A 24,171-nucleotide genomic window follows, 5' to 3' on the forward strand; every position below is an offset into this window, starting at 1 on the left:
CAACCGTGAGGAGGTGTCATGGTCGCCGATCACCGGGCACCGGCACAGGGCGAGCAGGGGTCGGCCGCGGTGTCGGCCGGCTCTGCGGATCTCGACGCGGCGGCCCTCGAGACCGCACTGCGCGACGAGGTGGCGGCGGAGGTGCGCTTCGACGCCGGAAGCCGTGGCGCGTATGCGACGGACGCGTCGAACTACCGGCAGGTCCCGATCGGCGTCGTCGTGCCCTTCGACATCGACGCGGGCGTGGCGGCGGTCGCGGTGTGCTCGCGATTCGGTGCGCCTGTCCTGTCCCGTGGCGGCGGCACCAGTCTCGGGGGGCAGTGCACCAATACCGCCGTCGTCATCGACTGGACCAAGTACTGCCACGGCCTGGTGTCCGTGGAGCCCAGCCGGTCCCGGTGCATCGTCGAGCCCGGTATCGTCCTGGACGAGCTGAACCGCCGCCTCGGCGCCTACGGCCTGATGTTCGGCCCGAAACCGGCCACGCACAGCCACTGCACGCTCGGTGGCATGATCGGCAACAACTCGTGCGGAGGCACGGCCCAGGCCTATGGCAAGACGGTCGACAACGTCCGGCGGCTGGAGATCCTGACCTACGACGGGACACGGTGCTGGGTCGGTCCCACCGATCGAGCGGCCTTGGACGCCATCGTGCGGGACGGTGGCCGGCGGGCGGAACTGTACGGGGGGCTGCGCGGGATCGTCGACCGGTATCTCGCGGACATCAGGCTCCGTTTCCCCGACATCCCCCGCCGGGTCTCCGGCTACAACCTGGACGCGCTGCTCCCGGAGAACGGCTTCGATCTCGCCCGTGCGCTCGTGGGCAGCGAAGGCACTCTGGTCACCGTCCTGCGCGCGGAACTGGACCTCGTGCCGGTGCCGGAGGCCGAGGCCATCGTGGTGGTCGGGTACGACGACATCTGCGCGGCGGCGGACGACGTGCCCCGGCTGCTGGCGCACAGCAACCCCGCCCAGCTGGAGGCACTCGACGGGCGCATGGCGCAGCTGATGCGCGAGGAACACGCCCATCTCGACTCGCTGGAGCGCTTCCCCGAGGGGGAGAGCTGGCTGCTGGTCCAGTTCACCGGTGACAGCGCCAAGGACGTCGAGGCACAAGCCCATGAACTGCTGCGGGGGTTGGGGCGCAGCGAGTCGGACGGGACGGTGGCCTTCTCCGAAGATCCCGAGCGCGAGCATCTGTTGCTCAGGGCGCGCGAGGCGGGGCTCGGTGTGACGGCGCGGCCACCGGACGAGCGCGAGACCTGGGAGGGCTGGGAGGACTCGGCCGTCCCGCCGGACCGGCTGGGCGACTATCTGCGCGATCTGCGGGAGCTGTTCACCGAGTTCGGCTACGACCGGCCTTCCCTGTACGGCCACTTCGGCCAGGGGTGCGTGCACACCCGTATCCCGTTCGACCTGAAGAGCGCCGAAGGGGTCGCGTGCTTCCGCGACTTCCTCTTCCGCGCCGCTGATCTCGCGGTCTCCTACGGAGGTTCGCTGTCGGGCGAGCACGGAGACGGTCAGGCTCGTGGTGAGCTGCTGCCGCGGATGTTCGGCGAGCGCGTCGTCGCCGCTTTCGGTGAGGTCAAGGCGCTGTTCGATCCCGACAACAGGATGAACCCCGGCAAGGTGGTGGCACCGCACCGCGTCGAGGACGACCTGCGCCTGGGCCCGGCCTGGCGTCCCCGTGGCACCGCCACCCATTTCGGTTACCCCGACGACGAGCGCTCCTTCACCAACGCCGTCATGCGCTGCGTCGGTGTAGGCAATTGCCGTACCCACACGGGCGGCGTGATGTGCCCCTCCTACCGGGCCACCTACGAGGAGGAGCACTCGACCCGGGGGCGGGCCCGGCTGCTGTTCGAGATGCTCGACGGCCACGGGGACTCCCCGGTCACCGACGGCTGGCGTTCCACCGAGGTGCGGGACGCGCTCGACCTCTGTCTGTCGTGCAAGGGCTGCAAGTCCGACTGTCCGGTCGGGGTGGACATGGCGACGTACAAGGCAGAGTTCCTGGCCCACCACTACGCGCACCGACTCCGCCCTGCCGCGCACTACTCACTGGGCTGGCTGCCGCTGTGGGCACGGATGTCGCGCCTCGCTCCGGGGTTGGTGAACTCGGCCTTGCAGGCCCCCGGACTCGCGCCCCTGGGCAAGCGGATCGCCGGGGTGTCGGTGGAGCGGGAGGCACCGGCGTTCGCGAGGCGGTCCTTCGTCCAGACATGGCAGGAGCGCGCCGGGCCCGAGCCGGACCCCGCCGACGACCGCGCGGTCCTGCTGTGGCCGGACACGTTCACCAACTACTTCCGTCCCTCGGTGGCCCGTTCGGCGGTACGGCTGCTGGAGGACGCCGGATTCCATGTCGCCGTACCCGTCTCCACCCTGTGCTGCGGTCTCACCTGGATATCCACCGGCCAACTGGCCACCGCCAAGCGCGTGTTGCGCCACACACTCGGGCGACTGCGGCCCTGGCTCGAACACGGTGTCCCCATCGTGGGCCTGGAGCCGTCGTGCACCGCGGTCTTCCGCGCGGACGCCGCCGAACTGCTCCCGGACGACCAGGACGCCCAGCGGCTCGCACGGCAGTGCCGCACTCTCGCCGAGATCCTCGTCGACGGCACACCTGACGACTGGCGTCCGCCCCACGTGGGCGGGGCCGCGACGGTGCAGACCCACTGCCATCAACACGCGGTGATGAAGTTCGACGCGGATCGTGAACTGATGCGCCGGGCGGGTATGGACGCCCGCGTTCTGGACGAGGGCTGTTGCGGCCTCGCAGGAAACTTCGGCTTCGAACGCGGCCACTACGGGCTGTCCATGGCGATCGGTGAGCAGGGCGTCCTGTCCGCCGTACGCCGAACTCCCCAGGACGCTCTGGTGATCGCGGACGGATTCAGCTGCCGTACCCAGATCGAACAGGGCCGCACCGGCCGTCGCCCCCTGCATCTCGCGGAGGTCCTGGCGCGCGCCCTGGACAGCTCCTCAACGTCCGGGACCGACCGGCCCGACGGCCGCCCGGCCTGCTGAAGGGAAGCCCTCCACCATGAAGGTGTCCGACTACATCCTCCAGCGACTGCGTGCCTGGGACGTGACCCACGTCTTCGCCTACCCGGGCGACGGCATCAACGGTCTGCTGGCCGCCTGGGGCCGTGCCGACAACCAGCCCGCCTTCATCCAGTCCCGGCACGAGGAGATGTCCGCGTTCGAGGCGGTCGGCTACGCCAAGTTCTCGGGGCGACCGGGCGTGTGCGCGGCGACGTCCGGGCCCGGCGCCATCCATCTCCTCAACGGCCTGTACGACGCCAAGCTGGACCACGTCCCCGTGGTGGCGATCGTCGGCCAGACGAACCGCAGTGCCATGGGCGGCTCCTACCAGCAGGAGGTCGACCTGATGAGCCTGTACAAGGATGTCGCGGGCGCCTACTGCGAGATGGTCACCGTCCCCGAGCAGCTCCCGAACGTCCTCGACCGGGCCCTGCGTACCGCTCAGGCCATGAGAACCGTCACCGCGATGATCATTCCGGCGGACGTGCAGGAGCTGGACTACTCCCCGCCGGAACACGCATTCAAGATGGTGCCCTCCACCCTGGGTACCGTGCACCCCGCACCGGTCCCGGCCGAGGCGGACCGCGACGAGGCGGCCCGGATCCTGGGCGACGGCGACAGGATCGCCATCCTCATCGGGCAAGGAGCGCGTGGCGCCCAGGCCGAGGTGAGAGAACTCGCCGACGTGCTCGGCGCGGGCGTCGCCAAGGCCCTCCTGGGCAAGGACGCCCTCCCGGACGACCTGCCGTACGTGACGGGCGCCATCGGGCTGCTCGGCACCCGGCCGTCGTACGAGATGATGCGGGACTGCGACACCCTGCTGGTGATCGGATCCAGCTTTCCCTACACGCAGTTCCTGCCGGAGTTCGGCCAGGCGCGTGCCGTGCAGATAGACATCGACCCGTTCATGGTGGGGCTTCGCTACCCGTTCGACGTCATCCTTGTCGGCGATGCCGAGCAGACGCTCAAGAGGCTGTTGCCGAAGGTGCAGCCGAAGGAGCACGGGGCGTGGCGCGCGAAGATCGAGAAGGACACCGCCCGGTGGTGGGAGGTCATGGAGCGCCGCGCCGAGGTCGAGGCGGATCCGGTCAACCCCGAGTACGTCGTCCACGCGGCGGACGCGTTGCTTCCCGAGGACGTGATCCTGGCCTCCGACTCCGGCTCCGCCGCGAACTGGTACGCCCGGCACCTGCGCATGCACGGTGCGATGCGCGGGTCGCTCTCCGGCACCCTCGCCACCATGGGCCCGGGTGTGCCGTACCTGATCGGCGCCAAGTTCGCCCACCCGGACCGTCCCTGCGTCGCCATCGTGGGCGACGGTGCCATGCAGATGAACGGCATGGCCGAACTGATCACCGTCGCCAAGTACCGGGAGGAGTGGGACGATCCCCGGTTCGTCGTTGCCGTACTCAACAACCAGGACCTGAATCAGGTCACCTGGGAGATGCGCGCGATGGAGGGCGCCCCTCAGTTCCTCCCCTCACAGGCCATCCCCGACGTGCCCTACGCGGACTTCGCACGCTCCATCGGCCTGGGCGGCGTTCGGGTGGAGACACCGGACGGCGTGGCGGAAGCCTGGCGCTCGGCGCTCGGAGCGGACCGGCCCTTCGTCATCGACTTCCTGACCGACCCGGCGGTTCCTCCTGTCCCACCGCACGCCTCCCTGGACCAGATCGAGGCGGCGGCGCTGTCCGTCCTGAAGGGTGACTCCGACCGCGGCGCGATGATCAGGCAGGGCTTCAAGGCCAAAGTGCAGGAGTTCCTTCCCCGGCGTCACCGATGAGCACGGCGCGCACGACGGACCCGCCGGTGACGTCGATCAGGGCGGCCTCCTACACGGTCCCCACGGACGGGCCCGAAGCGGACGGCACCCTCAGCTGGGACGCGACGACGCTCGTCCTGGTGAGCGCGACAAGCGGGGACGTGAGCGGCCTCGGCTACACCTACGGCTCACCTCTGACGGCCGGGGTCGTCGCCGAGCACCTGGCCGAGGCGGTCGAAGGCCGCTGTGCATGGGACGTTCCGGCGATGAACGAGGCGATGAGCCGTGTGGTGCGCAACCTGGGCCGCCCCGGACTCGTCGCCGGCGCGATCTCGGCGGTCGACATCGCCCTGTGGGACCTCAAGGCACGGCTGCTCGATCTCCCGCTGGTGCGGCTGCTCGGCGGGTGTGCCACCGAGGTTCCCGTGTACGGGAGCGGTGGGTTCACGACGTACAGCGACGCACAGCAGGACCGGCAGCTGCGCGGCTGGACCGAGGAACAGGGAATCCCGCGCGCGAAGATCAAGATCGGTCAGTCGTGGGGCGCCGAGCAGCGCCGGGACCTGGAACGTGTCGCACGAGCCCGGGCCAGTGTCGGAGACGAGGCAGAGCTCTACGTCGACGCGAACGGCGCGTACAGCCGCAAACAGGCGGTTCGTGTGGGCCGGCAGCTCGCCGCCGAAGGCGTCGTCTGGTTCGAGGAGCCGGTCTCCTCCGACGATCTGACGGGGCTGGCACAGGTACGCGCGGCGCTGCCGATGGACATCACAGCGGGCGAATACGGCTACACCCTCGCCTACTTCGGACACATGCTGCGCGCGGAGTCGGTGGACTGTCTGCAGGCCGACGTCACACGGTGCGGCGGGATCACGGTCTGGCTGCGTGTAGCCGCCCTGGCCGAGTCCGCGGGGCTCACCGTCTCCGGCCACTGCGCACCGCACGTCCACGCTCATGCCGCAGCAGCCGTCCCCAACCTGCGCCACCTCGAATGGTTCCACGATCACGTACGCATCGAGCAGTTGCTGTTCACGGGGACCCTTCGCCCCCTCGACGGCCACATCCTTCCCGGGGCCGACGGATCGGCAGGACACGGACTTGAACTGCGCACGCCGCAAGCGGACGAATACCGCAGCGCCTAGGCGGAATCGGATCAAGGCAACGGACTGCGCCGGTTCACCGCCGCTCATCACGTGATATGAGGTACACGAATCCCCGGAAAGGACAGCCATGAACCAGCCCTCCCCCGAACCGACCGTCGAACGCGTCGACGCACGCCACCGCTACGAGATCCGGGTCGACGGCGAACGCGCCGGCCTGACCGCCTACCACGACCGCGGTGACCAGCGCGTCTTCTTCCACACCGAGGTCGACGACGCCTACGCCGGCCAGGGCCTGGCCGGGCGCCTGGTCCAGTACGCCCTCGACGACGTACGGGCCCTCGGCAAGCGGATCGTTCCGGTGTGCCCGTACGTGGCCAAGTTCCTCACGAAGCACAAGGAGTTCGAGGACATCACCGACCCGGTGACCCCGGATGTCGTCGAGTGGCTGGAGAAGCAGCGGGGTTGAACCTTCGGCCCACCCCTGGACGAGGGTGCGGGCGTCGGGGCGGCGCGGCCCGGTTCTGACCGTCATGCGGGCAGGAGCGGGTTCCCGTTCGCCTCGACGAAGTCGCGGGCGGCCTGGCAAAAGGCACGGATGCGGTGGGTCTCCGCGGCGGTGCGCCAGATCAGGCGCCATTCGAAGGGGAGACCGTCGCTCATCGGGACGTGGACGACGTCGGGCCGGGAGTCGTACCGGCTCGCGTGGGTGGGAACGGGGAAGATGCCCCGGCCGGCCCCCACCAGGGCGAACATCTCCTGGATGGTCGCGAAGTCCGGGCCGCGCTCGATGGGCCGGCCGCCGGGGGTGTGGCTGGGGACGGAGAGCGCGTCGAGTTCGCCGGGGATGCCGCGCGGGCGCAGGACCTTGTCGCGGGAGAGGTCCTCCAGGCAGACCGAGTCGCGGCGCGCGAAGGGATGTCTCGCCGAGACGGCGAGGACCGGTGGCTCGCGGAAGAGGACCGGGCTCTCGCTGAGGTCGGCATCGAGGCCCGGGGCCGCGAGCAGCAGGACATCGACCGTGTCGTGGTGCAGGAGGGCCGCGCCGCCGTCGGTGTAGCGGGTCTCGGTGATCTCGACCTGACAGGCCGGGTGCCGGGTGTGGAAGACCTCGGCGACCTGGAGGACGAACTGGGCGACCGCGGTGCCGAGGAATCCGACGCGCAGGACCCCGTCGACGCCGCGCCCGGCCGCGACCGCCCGTTCGAAGCCGTCGAGGATCTGCTGGTAGGCGGGCCGCACGTCATCGAAGAGCCGCCGGCCGATCGGGGTCAGCGTCACCCGGCGGCTGGTGCGGTCGAACAGCGGCGCCCCGACCGCCCGCTCCAGCTTCTTGATCGCCTTGCTGACCATGGCCACCGAGATGTGCAGCCGCTCGGCGCTGCGGCCGAAGTGCAGTTCCTCGCCGAGCGTCAGAAAGATCTCGATCTCGCGCCGCTCCATCGCAACCCCCGTTCGTGAACCCCAGGGTCAACGATCCTTGCACGCTTGGTCGTTGTTGCCGATCGCCGCCCGGCCGATGGTTGTGGGGTGGCAGGAGCGACGGGCCCGCCACCAGCGAGACCGAGGAGGACTCACCATGACGCGTGAAGACCTGACCCTTGTCCTGGGCGGGACCGGCAAGACCGGGCGCCGTGTCGTGCGGCAGCTGACCGGGCGCGATCTGCCGGTACGGATCGGCTCCCGCTTCGGCGGTGTGCCGTTCGACTGGGAAGATCCGAAGACCTGGGCGCCCGCGCTGGAGGGCGTGCGCGCGGTGTACGTCGCGTACTACCCGGATCTGGCAGCCCCCGGGGCGCCGGAGGCGATCGGCTCCTTCGCCGAGCTGGCGGTGGCTTCGGGCGCACGGCGCCTGGTGCTGCTCTCGGGCCGCGGCGAGCCGGAGGCCGAGGCCTGCGAGAAGGCTCTGGCGGACTCGGGCGCCGACCGGACAGTGCTGCGCGCCAGTTGGTTCAACCAGAACTTCAGCGAGAGCCATCTGCTCGAACCGGTGCTGGGCGGCGAGGTCGTGCTGCCCGCCGGGGAGGTCGGCGAGCCGTTCGTGGACGCCGACGACATCGCCGAGGTCGCCGCCGCCGTGCTCACCGAGGACGGGCACGTGGGCAGGACGTACGAGCTGACCGGACCGCAGCTGCTCACCTTCGCCGACGCCGTCGGCGTGATCGCCGAGGCGGCCGGACGGGTCGTCTCGTACGTCTCGGTGCCCGCCGCCGACTACGCCGCCGCGCTGGCCGCCGAAGGCGTCCCGGACGAGGTCACCGGCCTGCTGACCTACCTGTTCACCACCGTGCTGGACGGCCGCAACGCGCACCTGGGCGACGGCGTCCAGCAGGTGCTCGGCCGCCCGGCCCGGGCTTTCACCGCCTACGCCCGTGACACCGCCGCCACCGGCATCTGGACCCCGAAGGACGCCGAATGAAGCATCTGCAGACAGGTGTGCTGCTCACGGCCACCCTGTTCACCGGACTCATGGCCGGACTCTTCGCGGCCTTCTCCTACTCGGTCATGCCCGGCCTGGCCCGGTCGTCCGACCACACCCTCATCGAGGCGATGCAGGGCATCAACAAGGCCATCATCAACCCGGTGTTCATGCTCCCGTACATGGGCTCGATCCCCCTCATCGGCCTCGCCGTCTTCCTGGCCTGGCGCGGCCAGGGCCGCTCCGCGCTGCCCTGGCTGATCGCCGCGCTGGTCCTGTACCTGGTGGCCTTCATGGTCACCGGCAGCGTCAGCGTCCCCCTGAACAACCACCTGGCGGACGCCGGCGACCCCGATCACCTCAGGAATCTGGCAGCGGTCCGCGCGGACTTCGAGCACAAGTGGGTCACCTGGAACATCGTCCGCGCCCTCCTGCACAGCGCCGCCTTCGCCTGCCTGGCCTGGTCACTGTTCGTGTGCCGAATGCCCGAAACCGAACCTAGCCGCGCCTCGGTCCCGCCCGCTGCGGAGTGGGCCGGGAGCCGTCCCGGCCCGAGTGCATCGAACTTCTGAGCGACGACGCTTTACCAAAAGTCGACCCGCGGCGCGCCCCGGTTCCCAGGAAATGTAGGGAACCTGGGCCGCCGCGTCGACATTGTCCCCGGCGATGTGACTACGCTCCCCACACCACTCGCTCAGCGATTTTGGCCAATACCGAGAACGCCCGGGAATCACAATCACCTCCCCTGGTTCGCCCCAACAGCCACTGCTACAGTCGGGAAGCGTCATGGGCCCGGCGAATTACCGTTTTTGGTTCGCTCATTCGCTCCGGCCAATTGCGAACGGGAGCTCGTTCACATGACAGAAGGGGGGGATTTCAATGAAGAAGATCGTCGTGCGCAAGACGGGTGGCGTGAAACTGACGACGAACGGAAGCTCGTACTGGCCGCCGCTGTGTCTGGCGAAGTAACCAGGCGAGAGGCGCCCGGGGCCGTATCCGAGCTCCGGGCGCTGCGTATGAGGAAAACTGCGTATGAGGAAAAGGGGGAGGAAAGAGGGTGGACATGCCACCGGGGGAACTGGCGTTCCATCCGCTGACCTTCGTCCCCGAGTCCGGTCAGGTGCTCGTCGGCCGGCCGGACGCCGACTCCTACGCCCTGTTCCCCGAGGACGGCGCGGCCCTGCTGCGGCAGCTGGCCTCGGGGATGGGCATCGAGCAGGCGACAGCGTGGTACACGGCCACCTACAACGAGCCCGTGGACATGCAGGACTTCCTCGACACCCTCTCCGACCTGGGGTTCGTCCGCTCGGCGGGTGAGCCCGAGGGGCAGCGGCAGGAGCCCGTGGCGGTGCGCTTCCGGCGTCTTGGCGTCGCCGTCTTCTCGCCTTGGGCGTGGGCCGGTTACGGCCTGCTCGCCGTCGTCTGCGGTGTCCTGCTCGTCGGCCTCCCCGAGGTCCGGCCGCATCCGCGCGATCTGTTCTTCACCGATTCCCTCTTCGCCGTGCAACTGGGCCTGCTGTTCGCCCAGCTTCCGTTCATTTTCCTGCACGAGGCGTTTCACGCCCTGGCGGGCCGCAGGCTGGGGCTGCCCTCACGGCTCGGTATCGGCCACCGCCTCTATTTCGTGGTTTTCGAGACGACCCTGAACGGTCTGCTCAGCGTGGAGAAACGCAAGCGATATCTGCCGTTCCTCGCCGGAATGCTGGCGGACACGCTGGTTTTCTGCGTCCTTGTCTGCCTGGCAGCCGCGGACGCGGGAGGAAATGGCGAGCTGTCCTTTGCCGGGCGCTTCGCCCTGGCGCTGGCGTTCACTACGGCAATGCGGTTCGTCTGGCAGTTCTATCTCTTCCTGCAGACCGATCTTTACTACGTATTCGCCACCGCTCTCGGCTGTGTCGATCTGCATCAGGCGACGCGCGCGGTGATCCGTAATGCTTTCTTCCGGATTCTGCGGATGCCCGGCCGCATGGTCGACGAGGAGCAGTGGTCGGACCGCGACCGGGCGGTCGCGCGCTGGTACGCGCCGTTCGCCCTGGCCGGGGTCGTGGTGCTGATCGCCACCGCCGTGGTCGCGGTCGTCCCGCTCACAGTGCACTTCGTGGACCTGCTGATCACGCGCCTGGCCCATCCGTCCCATCCCGACGGCGACTTCTGGGACACGCTCGCCTTCCTCGCGCTGAGCGCGGTCCAGTTCGGGCTGGCCGGCGTGGTGGCGCTGCGCGACCGCGCCCGTTCCCGGCGGACCGCCCCCGCGTGACCCCGGCTGTCCGCCTTTCCACCGCGACCCTCGTGAGGAGCAGGCCCGATGAACACGTCGTCGAACACACCGCCCGCGCACCTGTGGATCACCGGCGCCACCCGCCGGGACCGGGCCGCGAAGCTCAGGGACGCGCTGCGGCCTGCCGACGACGGGCAGGCGCCGGACGTCCTGGCGGTGTGCAGCCATCGCCGGCTGCGCGGTCCGTACGGCGGCACCGCCGAGCTGCTGACCCGCATCGTGCCCGCCGTCCAGTCCGCCGACCCGGGCCTGGTGAAGGCCCATGACATCGAACTGCTGTCGGTGGCACCGGCGGTGGAGCATGCCGTCCAGCCCTCCCGGGAGACGCTGACGTCCGTGGCCATCCCCGAGGAGCGCACCCGCTTCTACGGCCCCGGCCGCACCCGCCGACTCGCCCACGGTGTCGTGGAGTTCCTGAACGCCTACGCCGCCTCACATGCCCCGCACCTGGTCACCGTCTCGTTCGACGCGGTCCACGAGGCGGACGCCACCGAGCAGGAGCTGCTCGCGATCCTGCTGCGCCGCGCCGACCCCGCGCGGCTGCGCGTCGTGATCGGCACCGACGGCGCCGAACTGCCGGAGCGGGCCGCCGAACTGGGCCGTGCCTTGCGGCGTTATGCCGTCCACTTGGCGGCCCCCGCGCGGCCCGCCTTCGAAGACGACCGTACGCCCGGCGAACTCGCGCGCGCCTTCGTGGAGTCCGACGGCACCTCCGAATCCCTCGCCCAGAAGGCCGCGTACGACGCGGCCGAGCCCGGGGTCCGGGCCGCTCTGCACGACGCCCGCGCCGCCGTGCTGGAGCTGGCGGACGCGACCGAGTTCCGGCTCGGCGCCCTGCCGTACCACCGGGCGCTCGGCACCGACCCCGGCGGCGCGGGGCTGCGGGCGCTGATCGACGCCGCCGGGCGCTGCGTGGACATGGGCTACTACCACGCGGTCCTCGAACTCGGCGGCCGGGCACGCGAACTCGCCGACCCCGAGCGGCAGGAGGAGCAGTACTGCGTGATCAGCACCCGGCTGACCAGCGCGCTGGCGGTGCTGGGCCAGGCCGACCGGGCCGGGGAGATCTACTTCGACCTGCGCAGCCGCTATACGACGCCGATGGTCCATCTCTTCTCCAACTACGCGCTGGGCATGCTCCACACCCGGCACCGCGCGCCCCAGCAGCGGGACCATCCCACCGCACGGGTCCACCTGCACACGGCCATCGCCCTGGCCTCGCTCATGCCCGAGGCGTCCCGCTCCTTCCAGCGGGTCTTCCAGCAGAACGGGCTCGCCCTGGTGGAGATGCACCTCGGTAACCTGGACCGGGCCGAACAGCTGGTCAGCGAGGGGCTGGCCGAGCTGGACGCCGAACTCGCCGAAGGGGAACACCTGTTGCACCGGTCGGTGCTGCTGCACAACCGCGGCCAGGTGCGGGCCGCGCTGGGCCGGCTGGAAGAGGGGCTGGCCGACTTCACGGCCGTCATCGCGGCCGACCCGAACCACCCCGAGTACTACTTCGACCGGGCCGCCCTGTACCGCCGCATGGACCGGCACGCCGAGGCCGCCGCCGACTACCAGCGGGCCATCGACGTCAGCCCGCCGTTCCCCGAGGCCCACTACAACCGGGGCGACCTGCGCGCGGCCACCGGCGACCCGGAGGGCGCGATCGCCGACTTCGGGTATGTGCTGGAGCTGGAGCCGGACCACCTGGACGCGCGGATCAACCGGGCCGCGCTGCTGCTGGAGAACGGCGACCCGGCGGGCGCCCGCGCCGACGCCGAGGAGGGTCTCGCCCACCACCCGGACAGCGCCGGCCTGCTGTGCACCCGCGGGCTCGCCGCGCTGGAGGAGGGCGACGCCGACGCCGCCCTGCGGGACTTCTCGGCCGCGTTGGATCTCGATCCCGGGCTGTACCAGGCCCTCGCCAACCGGGCGGTGATCGCCCTGGACCGCGGCCGGCACCAGGACGCGCTCGACGATCTCGACCGGGCCCTGGACCTCACCGGTCCCGACCCCGCACTGCTGTACAACCGCGGCTATGTGCACCGGGCCGCGGGCCGACTCCGTCAGGCGGAGGCCGACTTCACCGCCGCGCTCGGCCTGCCCGGGGCCGACCGGGCCGAGCTGCTGTGGGAGCGGGCGAAGTGCCGGGCGCAGGCCGGGGACGCGGCCGGGCAGCGGGCCGACCTGGAGGAATGCGTCCGCCTCGGCGACAGCGAGTACGCCGACCGGGCCTCCCGGCAACTCGCCGGAACGGACCGCCTGTAGCAGGGGCGCCGCGGAATTGTCCGCCATTGGTAACAGCGGGATCCCTTGATCGTCCAAATCCGTCCTGGCAGGTGCACGGGAGACATCGGCACACGGGCTGGGAGCGGGGCGGACATGGGGCGGCACAGCGGGCGGGGTTGGTACGGCCGGGTGGCAGCGGCGGCGGTCGGGGTGACGGCACTGGCCGCCGCGACGTCGGTGTGGACGGCGCAGGCCGGCTCGGCCACCGGCCAGGGACAGGCCGGCGCGGGCGCCGCGGCCCGCCCCGCCGCGCCGAAGGCGGCGGCCGTGTCCGCCACCATCGCCCACGCCTCCGACCACGGCGACCACGCCGTCAACATCACCATCGACGACGGCCCGGACCCGGCCTGGACCCCGCAGGTGCTCCAAGTGCTGCGCGAGTACGGTGTGAAGGCGACGTTCTGCATGGTCGGCACCCAGGCCCAGGCGCACCCGGATCTGGTCAAGCAGGTGGTGGCGGCCGGGCACCGGCTGTGCGACCACACGGTGTCCCACGACACCACCATGGACACCAAGTCCGAGGCCTACCAGTCGCAGCAGATCCTGGATGCCGAGCGGCAGATAACGAAGGCGTCCGGGGGCGTACGGCCGATGTACTACCGGGCCCCGGGCGGCGCGTTCACCCCGTACAGCCGGAAACTGGCGGCCTCGCACGGGATGCGGCCCCTGGGCTGGAACGTCGACTCGAAGGACTTCGAGCGGCCGGGCACCGACGCCATCGTCGCCACCGTCAAGGGTGAGCTGGGCAACGGCCCGACGCTCCTGTTCCACGACGCGGGCGGCGACCGCTCACAGACCGTGGCCGCCCTGCGCACGCTGCTGCCGTGGCTGAAGCAGCAGGGTTACGCGTTCGGTTTCCCGGTGCGCTGAACCTCCCGGCCGGCGGCCTCACCTTCCCCGGTGACGATCGTACGCAGCGCATCGACCACCACGGGCCAGGCTGCCGAGGCCGGTTCGATCACCTCGAAGTGCCCGCAGTCGGGCAGTTCGTGGAGCGTCGCGCCGACGCGGGCCGCGTAGTCACGGGCCATGGCCACGGGCAGCGCCTCGTCGAGCGCGCCGTGGATCACGACCGTACGGCAGGCGGGCGCGCCGAGGACCGCGGGGTCGGCGGCGGCGTACCGCTCCGGAACCTCGTCGCGTGCGCCACCGAGGAATGCGGCGACCGCGCCGCGACCGCTGCCCAGTTCGTCGGCCAGGGCCAGGTCGGCCGTGGGCGCGAGGGCCAGCACGCCGAGGACCGGGGGCGGGGCGACCGTACGGCCGGGCGCGCCCTCGGGCAGCCGGTGCCGGACACCGGCCCACAGCGCCAGGTGGCCGCCGGCGGAGTGCCCCGCGTACACCACCCGCGCCGGGTCGATCCGGCCTGGCGCGGCCTGCGCGGCGAGGCCGGGCAGCCGGTCGACGGCCGCCGCGCTGTCGGTCAGCGTGACCGGCCAGCCGCCGCCGTCGCCGTCGCCGACCCGCCGGTACTCGACGCTGGCGACCGCGCACCCGGAGTCGGTGGCCAGCGCGCGGGCGAATCCGGCGACGTGCTGCCGGTCGTGCTCGGCACGCCAGAACCCCCCGTGGAACAACAGCACCAGAGGTGCGGGCCGACAAGTCCCTTTGTCCGCCGGGGCGTTGTCGTAGAGCGGCAGGAAGAGATCGGCGACCTGGTCCGGATGTGTGCCGTAGCGGAGCGGGAGCGGGGAGGCAGGGACACGGGACACACTCATGCTCATACCTCGATTCGAAGTACCTCGTTTCGAGTTATGAGCATACAGGAGAGCAGGCACGGCCTGAGGCGTGGAAATGCCTGTGTGTCACCCCCGGTCAGGGGGACGGTGACGGCCGCTCCGGCGGGCCGATGTCGAGTGCCGCGGCGCGGACCGCCGCCGCCACCCGCGTGACCGCAGCGCTCGGCGGGTGGGGCAGTCGGGCCAGGAGCAGACGGCGCTGCTCCTGGGGTCCGCCCCGCACCGGCAGGATGCGCACGCCCGGCGGGGCCGCGGAGGCGAGCGAGGCGGGCACGGTGGTCAGCCCGCACCCGGCCGCGACAAGGTGCAGCTTGGCCAGCCAGTCGCGGGCGGTGTGGGCGATCTCTGGCCGCTCGTCCAGCCCCGGCCACACCCCCATGAGCCCGTCCTCACCGGCGGTGGAGCCGGCGATCCAGCGCTGCCCGCGCAGGTCGGCCACGTCGACGTAGTCACCGCGGGCCAGCGGGTGGGACTCGGGCACCGCGAGACACAGCGCGCGTTCGGTGAGCGTCCACAGCACGAGCGCGGGCGACTCGGCGTCCGGCGGACGGAACGGCGGCGCCGAGGCCAGCAGGGCGAGGTCGATACTGCCGGCCCGCAGGGCGCGCACCAGCGCCGGGGTGCTGCCCTCCCGGGTGACGACAAGGAGTCCGGGGTCCGAATGACGCAGGGCGGCAAGGGCTTTGGGCAGCAGCACGGCTCCGGCGCTCGGGAACCAGCCGAGGCGCACGGTCCCTGCCTGTCCGGGCAGGCCCGACAGTTCCCGCGCGGTGGCGTCGATCTCGTCCAGGACGACCGTCGCCCGGCGCATCACCACGCGGCCCGCCGCGGTCAGCCGTACGCCGTCGCGCCGGCGCTCCACCAACTCGGCGCCCGCGGCCCGTTCGATCGCGGCGATCTGCCGCGACACCGCGGACTGGGTGTAGCCCAGCGTCGCCGCGGCAGCGGTGAAGGTTCCCTGTTCGGCCACCGCGCGGAAGACCCGCAGCGCGGTCAGCGACACATCCGTGAAGTCCATGACGATTACGCATACTAGTGGTGCGTAACTATCGTTGGACGCATGATCCGACGGTTCCTAACGTTGCAGTCATGAACGCATCGCGAACCCACGCAACTCGAATCAAGGCCTCCCGCATCGCCCTCGTCACGGGCGCCAACCAGGGGCTCGGCCGCGCGCTCGTCGAGGGCCTCGCGGCCGGCATGGGACCCGACGACCTCGTCCTGCTCACCGGCCGCGACCGGCAGCGGGTCACCGACGCGGCCCGCGAGGTGGCGCAACTGGCCGGCACCCGCAGCCGGGTCGAGGGGCGGGTCCTGGACGTGACCGACACCGCCGCCATCTCCGAACTGGCCGACGAACTGCGGCAGCAGTACGGCGGGGTCGACGTCGTGATCTCCAACGCCGTGGCCCGGGTGCTGCCCGGGGAGTCGCAGTCCGCGCGCGCCGACGAGTTCATCGACGTCTCCAACTCCGCCACCCACGCGATCCTTCGCTCCTTCGGCCCGATCCTGCGGCCCGGCGGGCGGCTGCTCGTCGTCGCCAGCGGCCTGGGCACCCTCGGCCACCTCGACCCCAGGCTGCACCGGCTGTTCGACGGGGCGAGCCTGGAGCAGGTCGAGTACGCCGTCGAGTCCTGGCGCACCGCCGTCCACAACAGGACGGCGCAGGAGGCGGGTTGGCCGGTCTGGCTGAACGTGCCCTCCAAGGTGGCCCAGGTCGCCGCCGTGCGCGCGGTCGCGGCCGAACGCCGCACGAAGGACCTCGCCACGGACACTTTGATCGCCTCCGTGTGCCCCGGCATGGTCGACACCGCCACCTCCCGCCCCTGGTTCAGCGACTTCAGCGAGGCCCAGTCCCCCGCCGACGCCGCCCGCGCGGTACTCGGCCTGGTCTTCGCCGAGCGCGTCGAGCCCGGGCTCTACGGGGAGTTGGTCCGCTTCGGCCAGGCCCTGGACTGGCACGCCGGCGCGCCGCTCGCCGAGCAGGACCTCATGCTCACACCGTGAGAGCGCCCAGGGACCGGCCGCACCCGGGACGGCTGCTCTCGGGGGACGGCCGGTGAACCCAGGGGGAATTCTTGGTCACCGAATCACCTGAACAACCGTTCGTTTCCGGCGACTGCCTAGCATGAAGGTGTCCCCTCGGCGTTCACACCGGCGCGGACCTCGTCCCAGCTCGCCCCCGAAAGGCTCGCCATGCCGCTGCCCCGCCTCCGCAGCCGGTCCGTGCCCCTGCGGTCGGCCGCGGTGGTGCTCCTCGTCCTCGCGGTGGGCTGCGCCGGGACCCTGGCCGCCTTCCTCGGCCGACGGCACCCGGCTGACGCGTCCCGGCACATCTTGGTCGAGGTGTCGCCGAGCCGCTGCGGGCGGGGCTGGACACGGCCGGTGTCCGGGGTGCAGACCTTCGACCTGCACAACACCTCCGACGACGCCGCCGACGTCTACCTCGAAGACCCGGGCAGCCGGACGGCGTACGGCGAGGTGGAGGGCATCGGCCCCGGGACGACGCGGCAGTTGACCGTGCGCCTGGGCCGGGGGACGTACGCCTTCCTGTGCGTGCCCGACGACGCCGACGCCGTCACCGGGCCCCGAGTCCGCGTCGGCTCGGGCCGCCGCGGCCCAGGCGCAGTCCCCGTCACGGAGCACGATCTGATCCCCCCGGCGATCGAGTACCAGAAGTGGGTCGGCGGCGGGCTCGACAAGGTCGTGGGGCTCACGGGGAGGCTGCGGCAGGCGATCGACCGGGGTGACCTCGCCGCCGCCCGCTCCGCCTGGCTGCCGGCACATCTGGAGTACGAGCGGCTGGGGGCGGCGTACGACGCCTTCGGGGACGCTGACGGACGGATCAACGGCACGGACGCGGGGCTCGCCGGCGGGGTGCGCGACAAGGACTTCACCGGCTTCCACCGCGTCGAGTACGGCCTGTGGCACGGGCAGTCGGCCGCGGAGCTGCGCGGCCCGGCGGCGGCCCTGGCCAAGGCCGTGTCGGGGCTGCGCGACAGTTGGTCGCAGACCCGCATGGACCCGGCCCAGCTGGGTCTGCGCGCACACGAGATCCTGGAGAACACCGTGCAGTTCGAGCTGACCGGCCGGACCGACTACGGCAGCGGCAGCAACCTCGCCACGGCCCGCGCCAACCTCGACGGCACCCGCCAGGTGCTGTCCCGGCTGCGTCCGCTGCTCGCCACCCGCTATCCCCGTCTGGCCGGCCTGGACCGGGAGCTGGACCGCGCGCAGCACACGCTCGACGGCTTCCGGCACGGCGACCGGTGGATCCCCCTGGACCGGCTGAGCCGCGCCCAGCGGGAAGGAACCGACTCGGTCCTCGGCGGCCTGGTGGAACGGCTGGCCTCGGTGGCGACCCTGTGTGACCCGAGGAGGACGGTGTGAGCTCCCAGGAGCCGACCGGCGGGGTGGCGCGGCGCGGTTTCCTGCGCGGTGCCGCCCTCGCGGGCGCGGGACTTGCCGCGGGCGGTGCGGCGGCTCCGGCCACGCAGCCCGGCCCGAACGCAGCACCCGTGGCGCCCTTCCACGGCGTCCACCAGGCGTCCGTGCTCGCCGCGCCGCGCCGCGCGAGCGTGTTCGCCGCCCTGGACGTGACTGCCGGCAATCGGGCGGACCTCGCCGACCTGCTGCGCACGCTCACCGACCGCGCGCGTTTCCTGACGTCCGGCGGGACACCCGCACCGGTGGGCATCACCGCCCCGCCCGCCGACTCGGGCATCCTCGGCGACCGGCTGCCCGCCGGGGCGCTGGCCGTGACCGTCGGCGCCGGTGCCTCTCTCTTCGACGACCGGTTCGGTCTGGCCGCGCTGCGGCCCCGGCGGCTGACCGCCATGCCCGTCTTCCCGGACGACGACCTCCGGGCCGACTGGTGCCATGGCGACCTCAGCCTCCAGTTGCACGCCGACGACCTGGACACCGCCCTGCACGCGCTGCGCGACATCGCCCGGCACACCCGGGGCGGCATGCAGGTCCGCTGGCGGCTGGACGGCTTCACCAGCCCGCCCCGGCCCTCGGGTACCCCGCGCAATCTGATGGGGTTCAAGGACGGCATCGCCAACCCGGACACGAGCAGCGCCCGCGAGATGAACCGCCTGGTGTGGGTGGACGCGGGTGCGGGCGAACCGGAGTGGGCGGCCGGCGGCAGCTACCAGGTGGTGCGGCTGATCCGGATGCTCGTGGAGTTCTGGGACCGGGTCTCACTCGGCGAGCAGGAACGCATGTTCGGCCGGTCCCGGTCCTCCGGCGCGCCGCTGGACGGCGACCAGGAGCACGACACACCGAAGTACGCCGACGACCCGAAGGGTGACGTCATCCCGCTGGACGCCCACATCCGGCTCGCCAACCCCCGTACGGCCGCCACGGAAGGCCGGCGCATCCTGCGCCGCGCCTACAACTACGACCGCGGCATGGACCACAACGGCAATCTCGACATGGGCCTGCTGTTCTGCTGCTACCAGCGGGATGTGGCGCGGCAGTTCGAGGCCGTGCAGCGCAGGCTCGCGGGCGAGCCGCTGACCGACTACATCAGCCCGTTCGGCGGCGGCTACTTCTTCGCGCTGCCCGGTGTCCGGGACGCGTCGGACTGGTACGGGCGGGCCCTGCTGAGCTGAGCCTGTCCGGACAACTTGGCGTGGTTCGGCACCCTTTCGGGTCAACACACCGTCAAACTTTGCCCCAGGTTCCCTGACTCGCTGTTCACTCATGGGCCACCATGGCTCCGCCGACGCGCCGTACACCTCGCGCAGCATCCGTGCTCGTACGACGTTACAGACGTTCCTGTTCGGAGGGTGAACCACCATGGCCAGCGATGGAAGACGAGCAGCGATGAGCAGCCTGGGAGTGCTCGCCGGTGCGGCAGCGCTCACCATGCTCGGCAGTGGCGCGGCCGGCTGGGCGGCCACGCCCTTTGGCGGGTACGCGGCGACCGCGACGCCCATCAAGCACGTCGTCGTGCTCTTCGACGAGAATGTCTCCTTCGACCACTACTTCGCGACCTACCCGAAGGCCGCGAACACCGACGGCACGAAGTTCCACGCGTCGCGGACCACGCCGCAGAACATCGACACGCTCGCGCACGCCGGGCTGCTGACGAAGAACCCCAACCAGTACACGCCGAAGCGGCTCGCCCCGTCCCAGGCGATGACCTGCGACCAGAACCACGGCTACGGCGCCGAGCAGTACGCCGCCGACGGCGGCAAGGCCGACCAGTATGTGCAGAACACCGAGGTCGACAAGTGCAGCGGCGGCCTGTTCGGCGAGCCCGGCCTGGTGATGGACTACTACGACGGCAACACCGTGACCGCGCTGTGGAACTACGCCCAGCACTACTCGTTGTCCGACCGCTCCTTCAGCTCGGTCTACGGGCCCTCCACGCCCGGCGCGCTCAACCTGGTCTCCGGTCAGACGCACGGCGTGATCTCCGTGGACCCCGCCTCCGGCACCGAGAACCCGAAGCAGACCTCGACGCCGGACGCGTACACGGTCACGTCCCCCGACGCCAAGGGTGTCGGCACGGTCATCAACGACCCCGACCCGGCCTTCGACGACTGCTCGGACAAGAACCACACCAGCACCAACGCGCTCGCCTCGATGCAGGGCCGGAACATCGGTGACCTGCTCAACGCCAAGCGCGTCAGCTGGGGCTGGTTCCAGGGCGGCTTCCGCCCGACCACCGCGTGGGACGGGCAGCAGGGCCACTACGCCAAGTGCGAGGCCGCGCACACCAACGTCGGTGGCGCGTCCGTGCCCGACTACAGCCCGCACCACTCGCCGTTCGAGTACTACAAGTCCACCTCCAACCCGCACCACCTGGCGCCCAAGAACGTGGACGAGATCGGCCACGCCGGACAGGCCAACCACAACTACGACCTGACCGACTTCGGCGCGGCGCTCAAGGCGGGCAAGCTGCCGGCCGTCAGCTTCGTGAAGGCCCCCGAGTTCCAGGACGGCCACGCGGCCTACTCGGACCCGACCGACGAGCAGCACTTCCTGGTCAAGCAGATCAACGCGATCCAGAGCTCCCCGCAGTGGAAGTCCACCGCGATCGTGATCGCCTACGACGACTCCGACGGCTGGTACGACCACGCCTACGCGGCCCCGCGCAACGGCTCGAAGGACACCTCGCTCGGCTCCAACGGCAAGGCGACGGACAGCCCCGCCTGCCAGGCCGGCCCGGCGGCGTCCGGCGGCTACGCGGACCGCTGCGGCCCCGGCACCCGCCAGCCGCTGCTCGTCGTCTCGCCCTACAGCAAGGTCAACAAGGTCGACCACACGCTGACCAACCAGGCATCCATCACCCGGTTCATCGAGGACAACTGGCACACCGGCCGCATCGGCGACCACTCCTTCGACGCCGGTGCCGGCTCGCTCGCGGGCATGTTCGACTTCGCGCACCCGAACAACAAGCAGGTGCTGCTGCACGCGGACGGCTCGGTGAAGCACATCGGCCCGATCGAGCCGGTCGCCCCGGTGGCCACGAGCATCACCCCCGGCCCGGCGATGCAGAACACCGCGTCCACCTCCTCGTCGTCCCCGGCCGTGCCGGTCGGCCTCGGCGTGGGCGCCCTGCTGGCCGCGGGCATCACGGGCACGTACCTGACCCGGCGCCGCAGGCAGCACACGACCGCCTGACACCGCCCACCGCCCCGCAATGAACGACGCCCTCGGCCGACAGCCGGGGGCGTCGCCGTCGAGGCACGGTACCCCCGGTTCGGGATTGTGGTCCGGGCCCGTCAATACCGACGAAAACCGCTGGCCACGGGGCGGCCCGGTTGCTGGAATGGCGTGATGCTGGACGAAGCACTGACGGCGGTGGACCGCGGGCAGTACGAGGACGCTGTGACTCCGTGGGAGGACGAGTCCTGGCGGGCCGCCGCCCTCGACTGGGTGGCGGACGGGCTCGCGGCGCAGGGGCTGCGGGCGACCGGGGGCTGGCGGGTGCGGCTGCGGCCGTGGTCCGTCCTGGCGCGGGTGCCTGTCGCGGGCGAGGACCCGGTCTGGTTCAAGGCGAATCCGCCGGCCAGCGCGTTCGAGGGGCCGCTCACCGCAGCGCTGGCCCGCCGGGTGCCCGGAGACGTGCTGGAGCCGCTGGCCGTCGACGCCGAGCGCGGCTGGTCGCTGCTGCCCGACGGAGGCGAGCTGTTCCGGGACGTTCTCTCCCGGACGGCCGTCGAGCCCCGCGCCTGGGAGGACCTGCTGCGGCAGTACGCGAGCATGCAGCGCGCCCTGGTGCCGTACGCGAGCGAGATCGAGCGGCTGGGCGTCCCGAGCGCACGGACCCCCGCCCTGCCCGAGGTCTTCGACGCGCTGCTCGCGCAGAACACCGCGCTGGAGACGGAAGACCGCGCGCGGCTCAGCGCACTCAGGCCGCAACTCGTCGACTGGTGCGTGGAGTTGGCTGCCGTGGGCATCGAGGACACCCTCGACCACTCGGATCTGCACGACGGCCAGCTGTTCCACCCTGCGCCGGGCCGGTTCACCTTCTTCGACTGGGGCGACGCCGCCGTCTCCCACCCGTTCTGCAGCCTCCGGGTCCCGGCCGAACGGGCCGTCGACCGGTACGGCCCCGACGTCCTGCCCCGGCTGCGCGACGCCTACCTGGAGCCCTGGACGGGTACCGGCCGCACCGCGGCCGAACTGCGGCGCGCGCTGAGCCTCGCCTGGCGCCTGAGTGCCCTGGGCCGCGCCTGCTCCTGGGGCCGCCTGTTCCCGACCGCCTCCGGCACCGGCCCGGGAGACACGCACAGCGCCGACTGGCTGCGGGAACTCCTGGACGAGCCGCCGCTGTAGGGCGTGCGGCTCACCCGAACGGGTCAACGGCCGGCTCCCGGCGGCGGGCGGCCCCCGCCCGTACGTGCCTGCGCCGATACCGGGCGGCCCGGCCCGCGTCGCGGTTGCGCGAGACGCGCAGGGCTCGCAAGCCTGGCTGAGGTACGAACCCCGAGGCGCGGTCCGGGAGGTGTGGTGGCTACGGAACACGGCACGTCGCCGTCGGCCGGTCCCCGCCCGGACCGGCGGCGCTTCCTGACCCTGTGCGCGGGCCTGGGCCTCGGCACGGCGACGGCCTGCACGGGCACACCTGCGCATCGGGATGCCCAGGGCACCCGAGCCACCCGGTTGCGGCCGGAGGCGGAGCGGGACGCGCCCGGCACCACCGACTGGCGCCTGCGCTCGGCGGGCCCGCCGGACGCGGTGGCCGGGTACACGGACCGGGTGAGCGTGACGCCGGGCGAGGCGTGCGGCCTGCACGTGTCGACCACCGCCGCGTCGTTCCGTGTCTCCGCCTTCCGGGTCGGCTGGTACGGCGGTGCGCAGGCCCGCCGCATATGGACCTCGCCCCGGATACCGGGCCGCGCCCAGCCGCCCCCGCACCTGTTGCCCGCCACCCGCACGGTGCGCGCCGACTGGCCCGCGACGCTGTCCCTGGACACCACCGGCTGGCCGGAGGGGGCCTATCTGCTACGGCTGGAGGCGGACACCGGGCGGCAGCGGTACGTCCCGCTGATCGTCCGCTCCACGGAGGCGGCGGGCCGCACGGTCCTGCTGCACGCCCCGGCCACCTGGCAGGCGTACAACCGCTGGGGCGGCTACAGCCTCTACGACGGCCCGGCGGGCGGGTACGCCACGCGTTCGCTCGCGGTGAGCTTCGACCGCCCCTACGACGGCAACGGCGCCGAGAAGTTCCTGGTGTACGAGCGGGCGCTGGTGGCGCTGGCCGAACGCCTGGGCATCCCGCTCGCCTACACCACCGGTGTCGACGTCCACCGCGACCCCGCGGTGCTGCGCGGCGCGCACGCGGTCGTCTGTCTGGGCCACGACGAGTACTGGACGCCACAGCAGCGGGCGCACGTCACGCAGGCGCGCGACGCCGGTACCAACATCGCCTTCCTCGGCGCGAACACGTGCTTCCGGCGGGTCCGGCTGGAGGCCGGGCAGGGGGCGGGCGACCGCACGGTGATCTGCTACAAGTCCGCCTACCGCAGCGACCCCTGTTACGCCTCCGCCCCGGAGCTGGTGACCACCGACTACCGGCGCCCGCCCGCCCCCGACCCGGAGTCCTCCCTCACCGGCGTGCTCTACGAGGGGTATCCGGTGGACGCCCCCTACGTCGTCCACGCCTCCGATCACTGGCTGTACGACGGCACGGGCGTACGCGCCGGTGACCGCTTCGCCCACCTGGTCGGCGTCGAGTACGACAGGGTCACCCCCGCCGCTCCCACCCCGGGCCCGCTGGAGATCGTGGCGCACTCCCCGCTGGTCTGCGGCGGCCGACCCAGCCACAGCGACTCGGCGTACTACACGACCGCCGGCGGGGCGGGCGTGTTCGCGACCGGCACCATGCGCTGGGTGGAGGCCCTGCTGGCCGGCACCGGCGAGCTCGGCCGCGACCACGGCATGGACGGCCGCACCCGCACGTTCGTCACGCGCACCACGGAGAATGTCCTGCGCACCTTCGCCAAGGGTCCGTCGACACGGTACGGCCCGGCACCCCGGAGCAACGTAACCGAGGTGTACGGCACAACGATTTGATTCTAAGCGCAAGTTGACGATCC

The 24,171-nt window shown here is 71.7% G+C and carries 18 protein-coding genes; 15 read left to right on the top strand and 3 right to left on the bottom strand.

Features of this window, described 5'->3' with window-relative positions; all coding sequences use genetic code 11:
• Window positions 1-18: 18 nt before the first annotated feature.
• The 4 genes from ACWD3E_RS08950 (at window position 19) to ACWD3E_RS08965 (ending at window position 6,373) form a co-directional block, all read left to right on the top strand.
• On the top strand, window positions 19-3,027 hold the full coding sequence (locus tag ACWD3E_RS08950) for an FAD-binding and (Fe-S)-binding domain-containing protein (RefSeq protein WP_451386858.1): 3,009 nt from the start codon (window positions 19-21) through the stop codon (window positions 3,025-3,027).
• 16 nt (window positions 3,028-3,043) lie between these two features.
• A complete protein-coding gene (locus ACWD3E_RS08955; protein WP_451386859.1) occupies window positions 3,044-4,828 on the top strand; it encodes a thiamine pyrophosphate-requiring protein in 1,785 nt (594 codons plus the stop codon).
• Window positions 4,825-5,946, top strand: a complete 1,122-nt coding sequence (locus ACWD3E_RS08960) for an enolase C-terminal domain-like protein (protein WP_451386860.1) — start codon at window positions 4,825-4,827, stop codon at window positions 5,944-5,946. The genes ACWD3E_RS08955 and ACWD3E_RS08960 overlap by 4 nt, the downstream gene beginning before the upstream one ends.
• An 88-nt stretch (window positions 5,947-6,034) precedes the next feature.
• Window positions 6,035-6,373 carry a GNAT family N-acetyltransferase gene (locus ACWD3E_RS08965; RefSeq protein ID WP_451386861.1) on the top strand — a complete coding sequence of 113 codons (339 nt, stop codon included), beginning with the start codon at window positions 6,035-6,037 and terminating at the stop codon, window positions 6,371-6,373.
• A 62-nt stretch (window positions 6,374-6,435) separates the two neighbouring features.
• Here the strand turns inward: ACWD3E_RS08965 and ACWD3E_RS08970 are convergent, their stop codons facing one another.
• Complete coding sequence (locus ACWD3E_RS08970; protein ID WP_451386862.1) at window positions 6,436-7,347, bottom strand: LysR family transcriptional regulator; 912 nt, start codon at window positions 7,345-7,347, stop codon at window positions 6,436-6,438.
• Window positions 7,348-7,483: 136 nt separating this feature from the next.
• Here ACWD3E_RS08970 and ACWD3E_RS08975 point away from each other — a divergent pair, with 136 nt between their 5' ends.
• The 5 genes from ACWD3E_RS08975 (at window position 7,484) to ACWD3E_RS08995 (ending at window position 13,745) form a co-directional block, all read left to right on the top strand.
• On the top strand, window positions 7,484-8,323 hold the full coding sequence (locus tag ACWD3E_RS08975; protein WP_451386863.1) for an NAD(P)H-binding protein: 840 nt from the start codon (window positions 7,484-7,486) through the stop codon (window positions 8,321-8,323).
• Window positions 8,320-8,895, top strand: coding sequence for an anthrone oxygenase family protein (locus ACWD3E_RS08980; RefSeq protein ID WP_451386864.1), 576 nt, complete (start codon window positions 8,320-8,322; stop codon window positions 8,893-8,895). Before ACWD3E_RS08975 ends, ACWD3E_RS08980 begins: the two co-directional genes overlap by 4 nt.
• A gap of 485 nt (window positions 8,896-9,380) precedes the next feature.
• Window positions 9,381-10,580 carry a hypothetical protein gene (locus ACWD3E_RS08985; RefSeq protein WP_451386865.1) on the top strand — a complete coding sequence of 400 codons (1,200 nt, stop codon included), beginning with the start codon at window positions 9,381-9,383 and terminating at the stop codon, window positions 10,578-10,580.
• A 48-nt stretch (window positions 10,581-10,628) separates the two neighbouring features.
• Window positions 10,629-12,854 (top strand): tetratricopeptide repeat protein, encoded by a 2,226-nt coding sequence (locus ACWD3E_RS08990; RefSeq protein ID WP_451386866.1) that lies wholly within the window; start codon window positions 10,629-10,631, stop codon window positions 12,852-12,854.
• Between the two features lie 114 nt (window positions 12,855-12,968).
• Window positions 12,969-13,745: a polysaccharide deacetylase family protein gene (locus tag ACWD3E_RS08995; protein ID WP_451386867.1), complete on the top strand. Its 777-nt coding sequence runs from the start codon at window positions 12,969-12,971 to the stop codon at window positions 13,743-13,745.
• On the opposite strand, the gene ACWD3E_RS09000 is transcribed toward ACWD3E_RS08995, so the two are convergent.
• Both ACWD3E_RS09000 and ACWD3E_RS09005 read right to left on the bottom strand, forming a co-directional pair.
• Entirely contained in the window at window positions 13,718-14,593 is an 876-nt protein-coding gene (locus ACWD3E_RS09000) for an alpha/beta hydrolase (RefSeq protein WP_451386868.1), read from the bottom strand. The two genes, ACWD3E_RS08995 and ACWD3E_RS09000, sit on opposite strands and share 28 nt — an antisense overlap.
• Before the next feature lie 97 nt (window positions 14,594-14,690).
• Window positions 14,691-15,632 (bottom strand): LysR family transcriptional regulator, encoded by a 942-nt coding sequence (locus ACWD3E_RS09005; protein ID WP_451386869.1) that lies wholly within the window; start codon window positions 15,630-15,632, stop codon window positions 14,691-14,693.
• A 101-nt stretch (window positions 15,633-15,733) separates the two neighbouring features.
• Here ACWD3E_RS09005 and ACWD3E_RS09010 point away from each other — a divergent pair, with 101 nt between their 5' ends.
• From ACWD3E_RS09010 to ACWD3E_RS09035, 6 genes are all read left to right on the top strand, one after another.
• Window positions 15,734-16,621, top strand: a complete 888-nt coding sequence (locus tag ACWD3E_RS09010; RefSeq protein WP_451387119.1) for an SDR family NAD(P)-dependent oxidoreductase — start codon at window positions 15,734-15,736, stop codon at window positions 16,619-16,621.
• 189 nt (window positions 16,622-16,810) lie between these two features.
• Window positions 16,811-18,004, top strand: coding sequence for an EfeM/EfeO family lipoprotein (locus tag ACWD3E_RS09015; protein WP_451386870.1), 1,194 nt, complete (start codon window positions 16,811-16,813; stop codon window positions 18,002-18,004).
• The gene (gene efeB / locus ACWD3E_RS09020; RefSeq protein ID WP_451386871.1) at window positions 18,001-19,230 is read left to right on the top strand and encodes an iron uptake transporter deferrochelatase/peroxidase subunit; all 1,230 of its coding nucleotides are present in this window, start codon (window positions 18,001-18,003) and stop codon (window positions 19,228-19,230) included. The genes ACWD3E_RS09015 and efeB overlap by 4 nt, the downstream gene beginning before the upstream one ends.
• Before the next feature lie 214 nt (window positions 19,231-19,444).
• A complete protein-coding gene (locus ACWD3E_RS09025) occupies window positions 19,445-21,250 on the top strand; it encodes a phospholipase C (protein ID WP_451386872.1) in 1,806 nt (601 codons plus the stop codon).
• Window positions 21,251-21,406: 156 nt separating this feature from the next.
• Complete coding sequence (locus tag ACWD3E_RS09030) at window positions 21,407-22,408, top strand: aminoglycoside phosphotransferase family protein (RefSeq protein ID WP_451386873.1); 1,002 nt, start codon at window positions 21,407-21,409, stop codon at window positions 22,406-22,408.
• Window positions 22,409-22,582: 174 nt separating this feature from the next.
• Window positions 22,583-24,148 (top strand): N,N-dimethylformamidase beta subunit family domain-containing protein, encoded by a 1,566-nt coding sequence (locus ACWD3E_RS09035; RefSeq protein ID WP_451386874.1) that lies wholly within the window; start codon window positions 22,583-22,585, stop codon window positions 24,146-24,148.
• Window positions 24,149-24,171: the final 23 nt, after the last annotated feature.

The sequence above is a fragment of the Streptomyces sp. NPDC002676 genome (assembly GCF_053592455.1).

Coding starts and splice junctions, on each gene's coding strand:
- ACWD3E_RS08950 (WP_451386858.1), top strand. CDS start 19: ATGGTCGCCGATCACCGGGCACCGGCACAGGGCGAGCAGGGGTCGGCC.
- ACWD3E_RS08955 (WP_451386859.1), top strand. CDS start 3,044: ATGAAGGTGTCCGACTACATCCTCCAGCGACTGCGTGCCTGGGACGTG.
- ACWD3E_RS08960 (WP_451386860.1), top strand. CDS start 4,825: ATGAGCACGGCGCGCACGACGGACCCGCCGGTGACGTCGATCAGGGCG.
- ACWD3E_RS08965 (WP_451386861.1), top strand. CDS start 6,035: ATGAACCAGCCCTCCCCCGAACCGACCGTCGAACGCGTCGACGCACGC.
- ACWD3E_RS08970 (WP_451386862.1), bottom strand. CDS start 7,347: ATGGAGCGGCGCGAGATCGAGATCTTTCTGACGCTCGGCGAGGAACTG.
- ACWD3E_RS08975 (WP_451386863.1), top strand. CDS start 7,484: ATGACGCGTGAAGACCTGACCCTTGTCCTGGGCGGGACCGGCAAGACC.
- ACWD3E_RS08980 (WP_451386864.1), top strand. CDS start 8,320: ATGAAGCATCTGCAGACAGGTGTGCTGCTCACGGCCACCCTGTTCACC.
- ACWD3E_RS08990 (WP_451386866.1), top strand. CDS start 10,629: ATGAACACGTCGTCGAACACACCGCCCGCGCACCTGTGGATCACCGGC.
- ACWD3E_RS08995 (WP_451386867.1), top strand. CDS start 12,969: ATGGGGCGGCACAGCGGGCGGGGTTGGTACGGCCGGGTGGCAGCGGCG.
- ACWD3E_RS09000 (WP_451386868.1), bottom strand. CDS start 14,593: ATGAGTGTGTCCCGTGTCCCTGCCTCCCCGCTCCCGCTCCGCTACGGC.
- ACWD3E_RS09005 (WP_451386869.1), bottom strand. CDS start 15,632: ATGGACTTCACGGATGTGTCGCTGACCGCGCTGCGGGTCTTCCGCGCG.
- ACWD3E_RS09015 (WP_451386870.1), top strand. CDS start 16,811: ATGCCGCTGCCCCGCCTCCGCAGCCGGTCCGTGCCCCTGCGGTCGGCC.
- ACWD3E_RS09025 (WP_451386872.1), top strand. CDS start 19,445: ATGAGCAGCCTGGGAGTGCTCGCCGGTGCGGCAGCGCTCACCATGCTC.
- ACWD3E_RS09030 (WP_451386873.1), top strand. CDS start 21,407: ATGCTGGACGAAGCACTGACGGCGGTGGACCGCGGGCAGTACGAGGAC.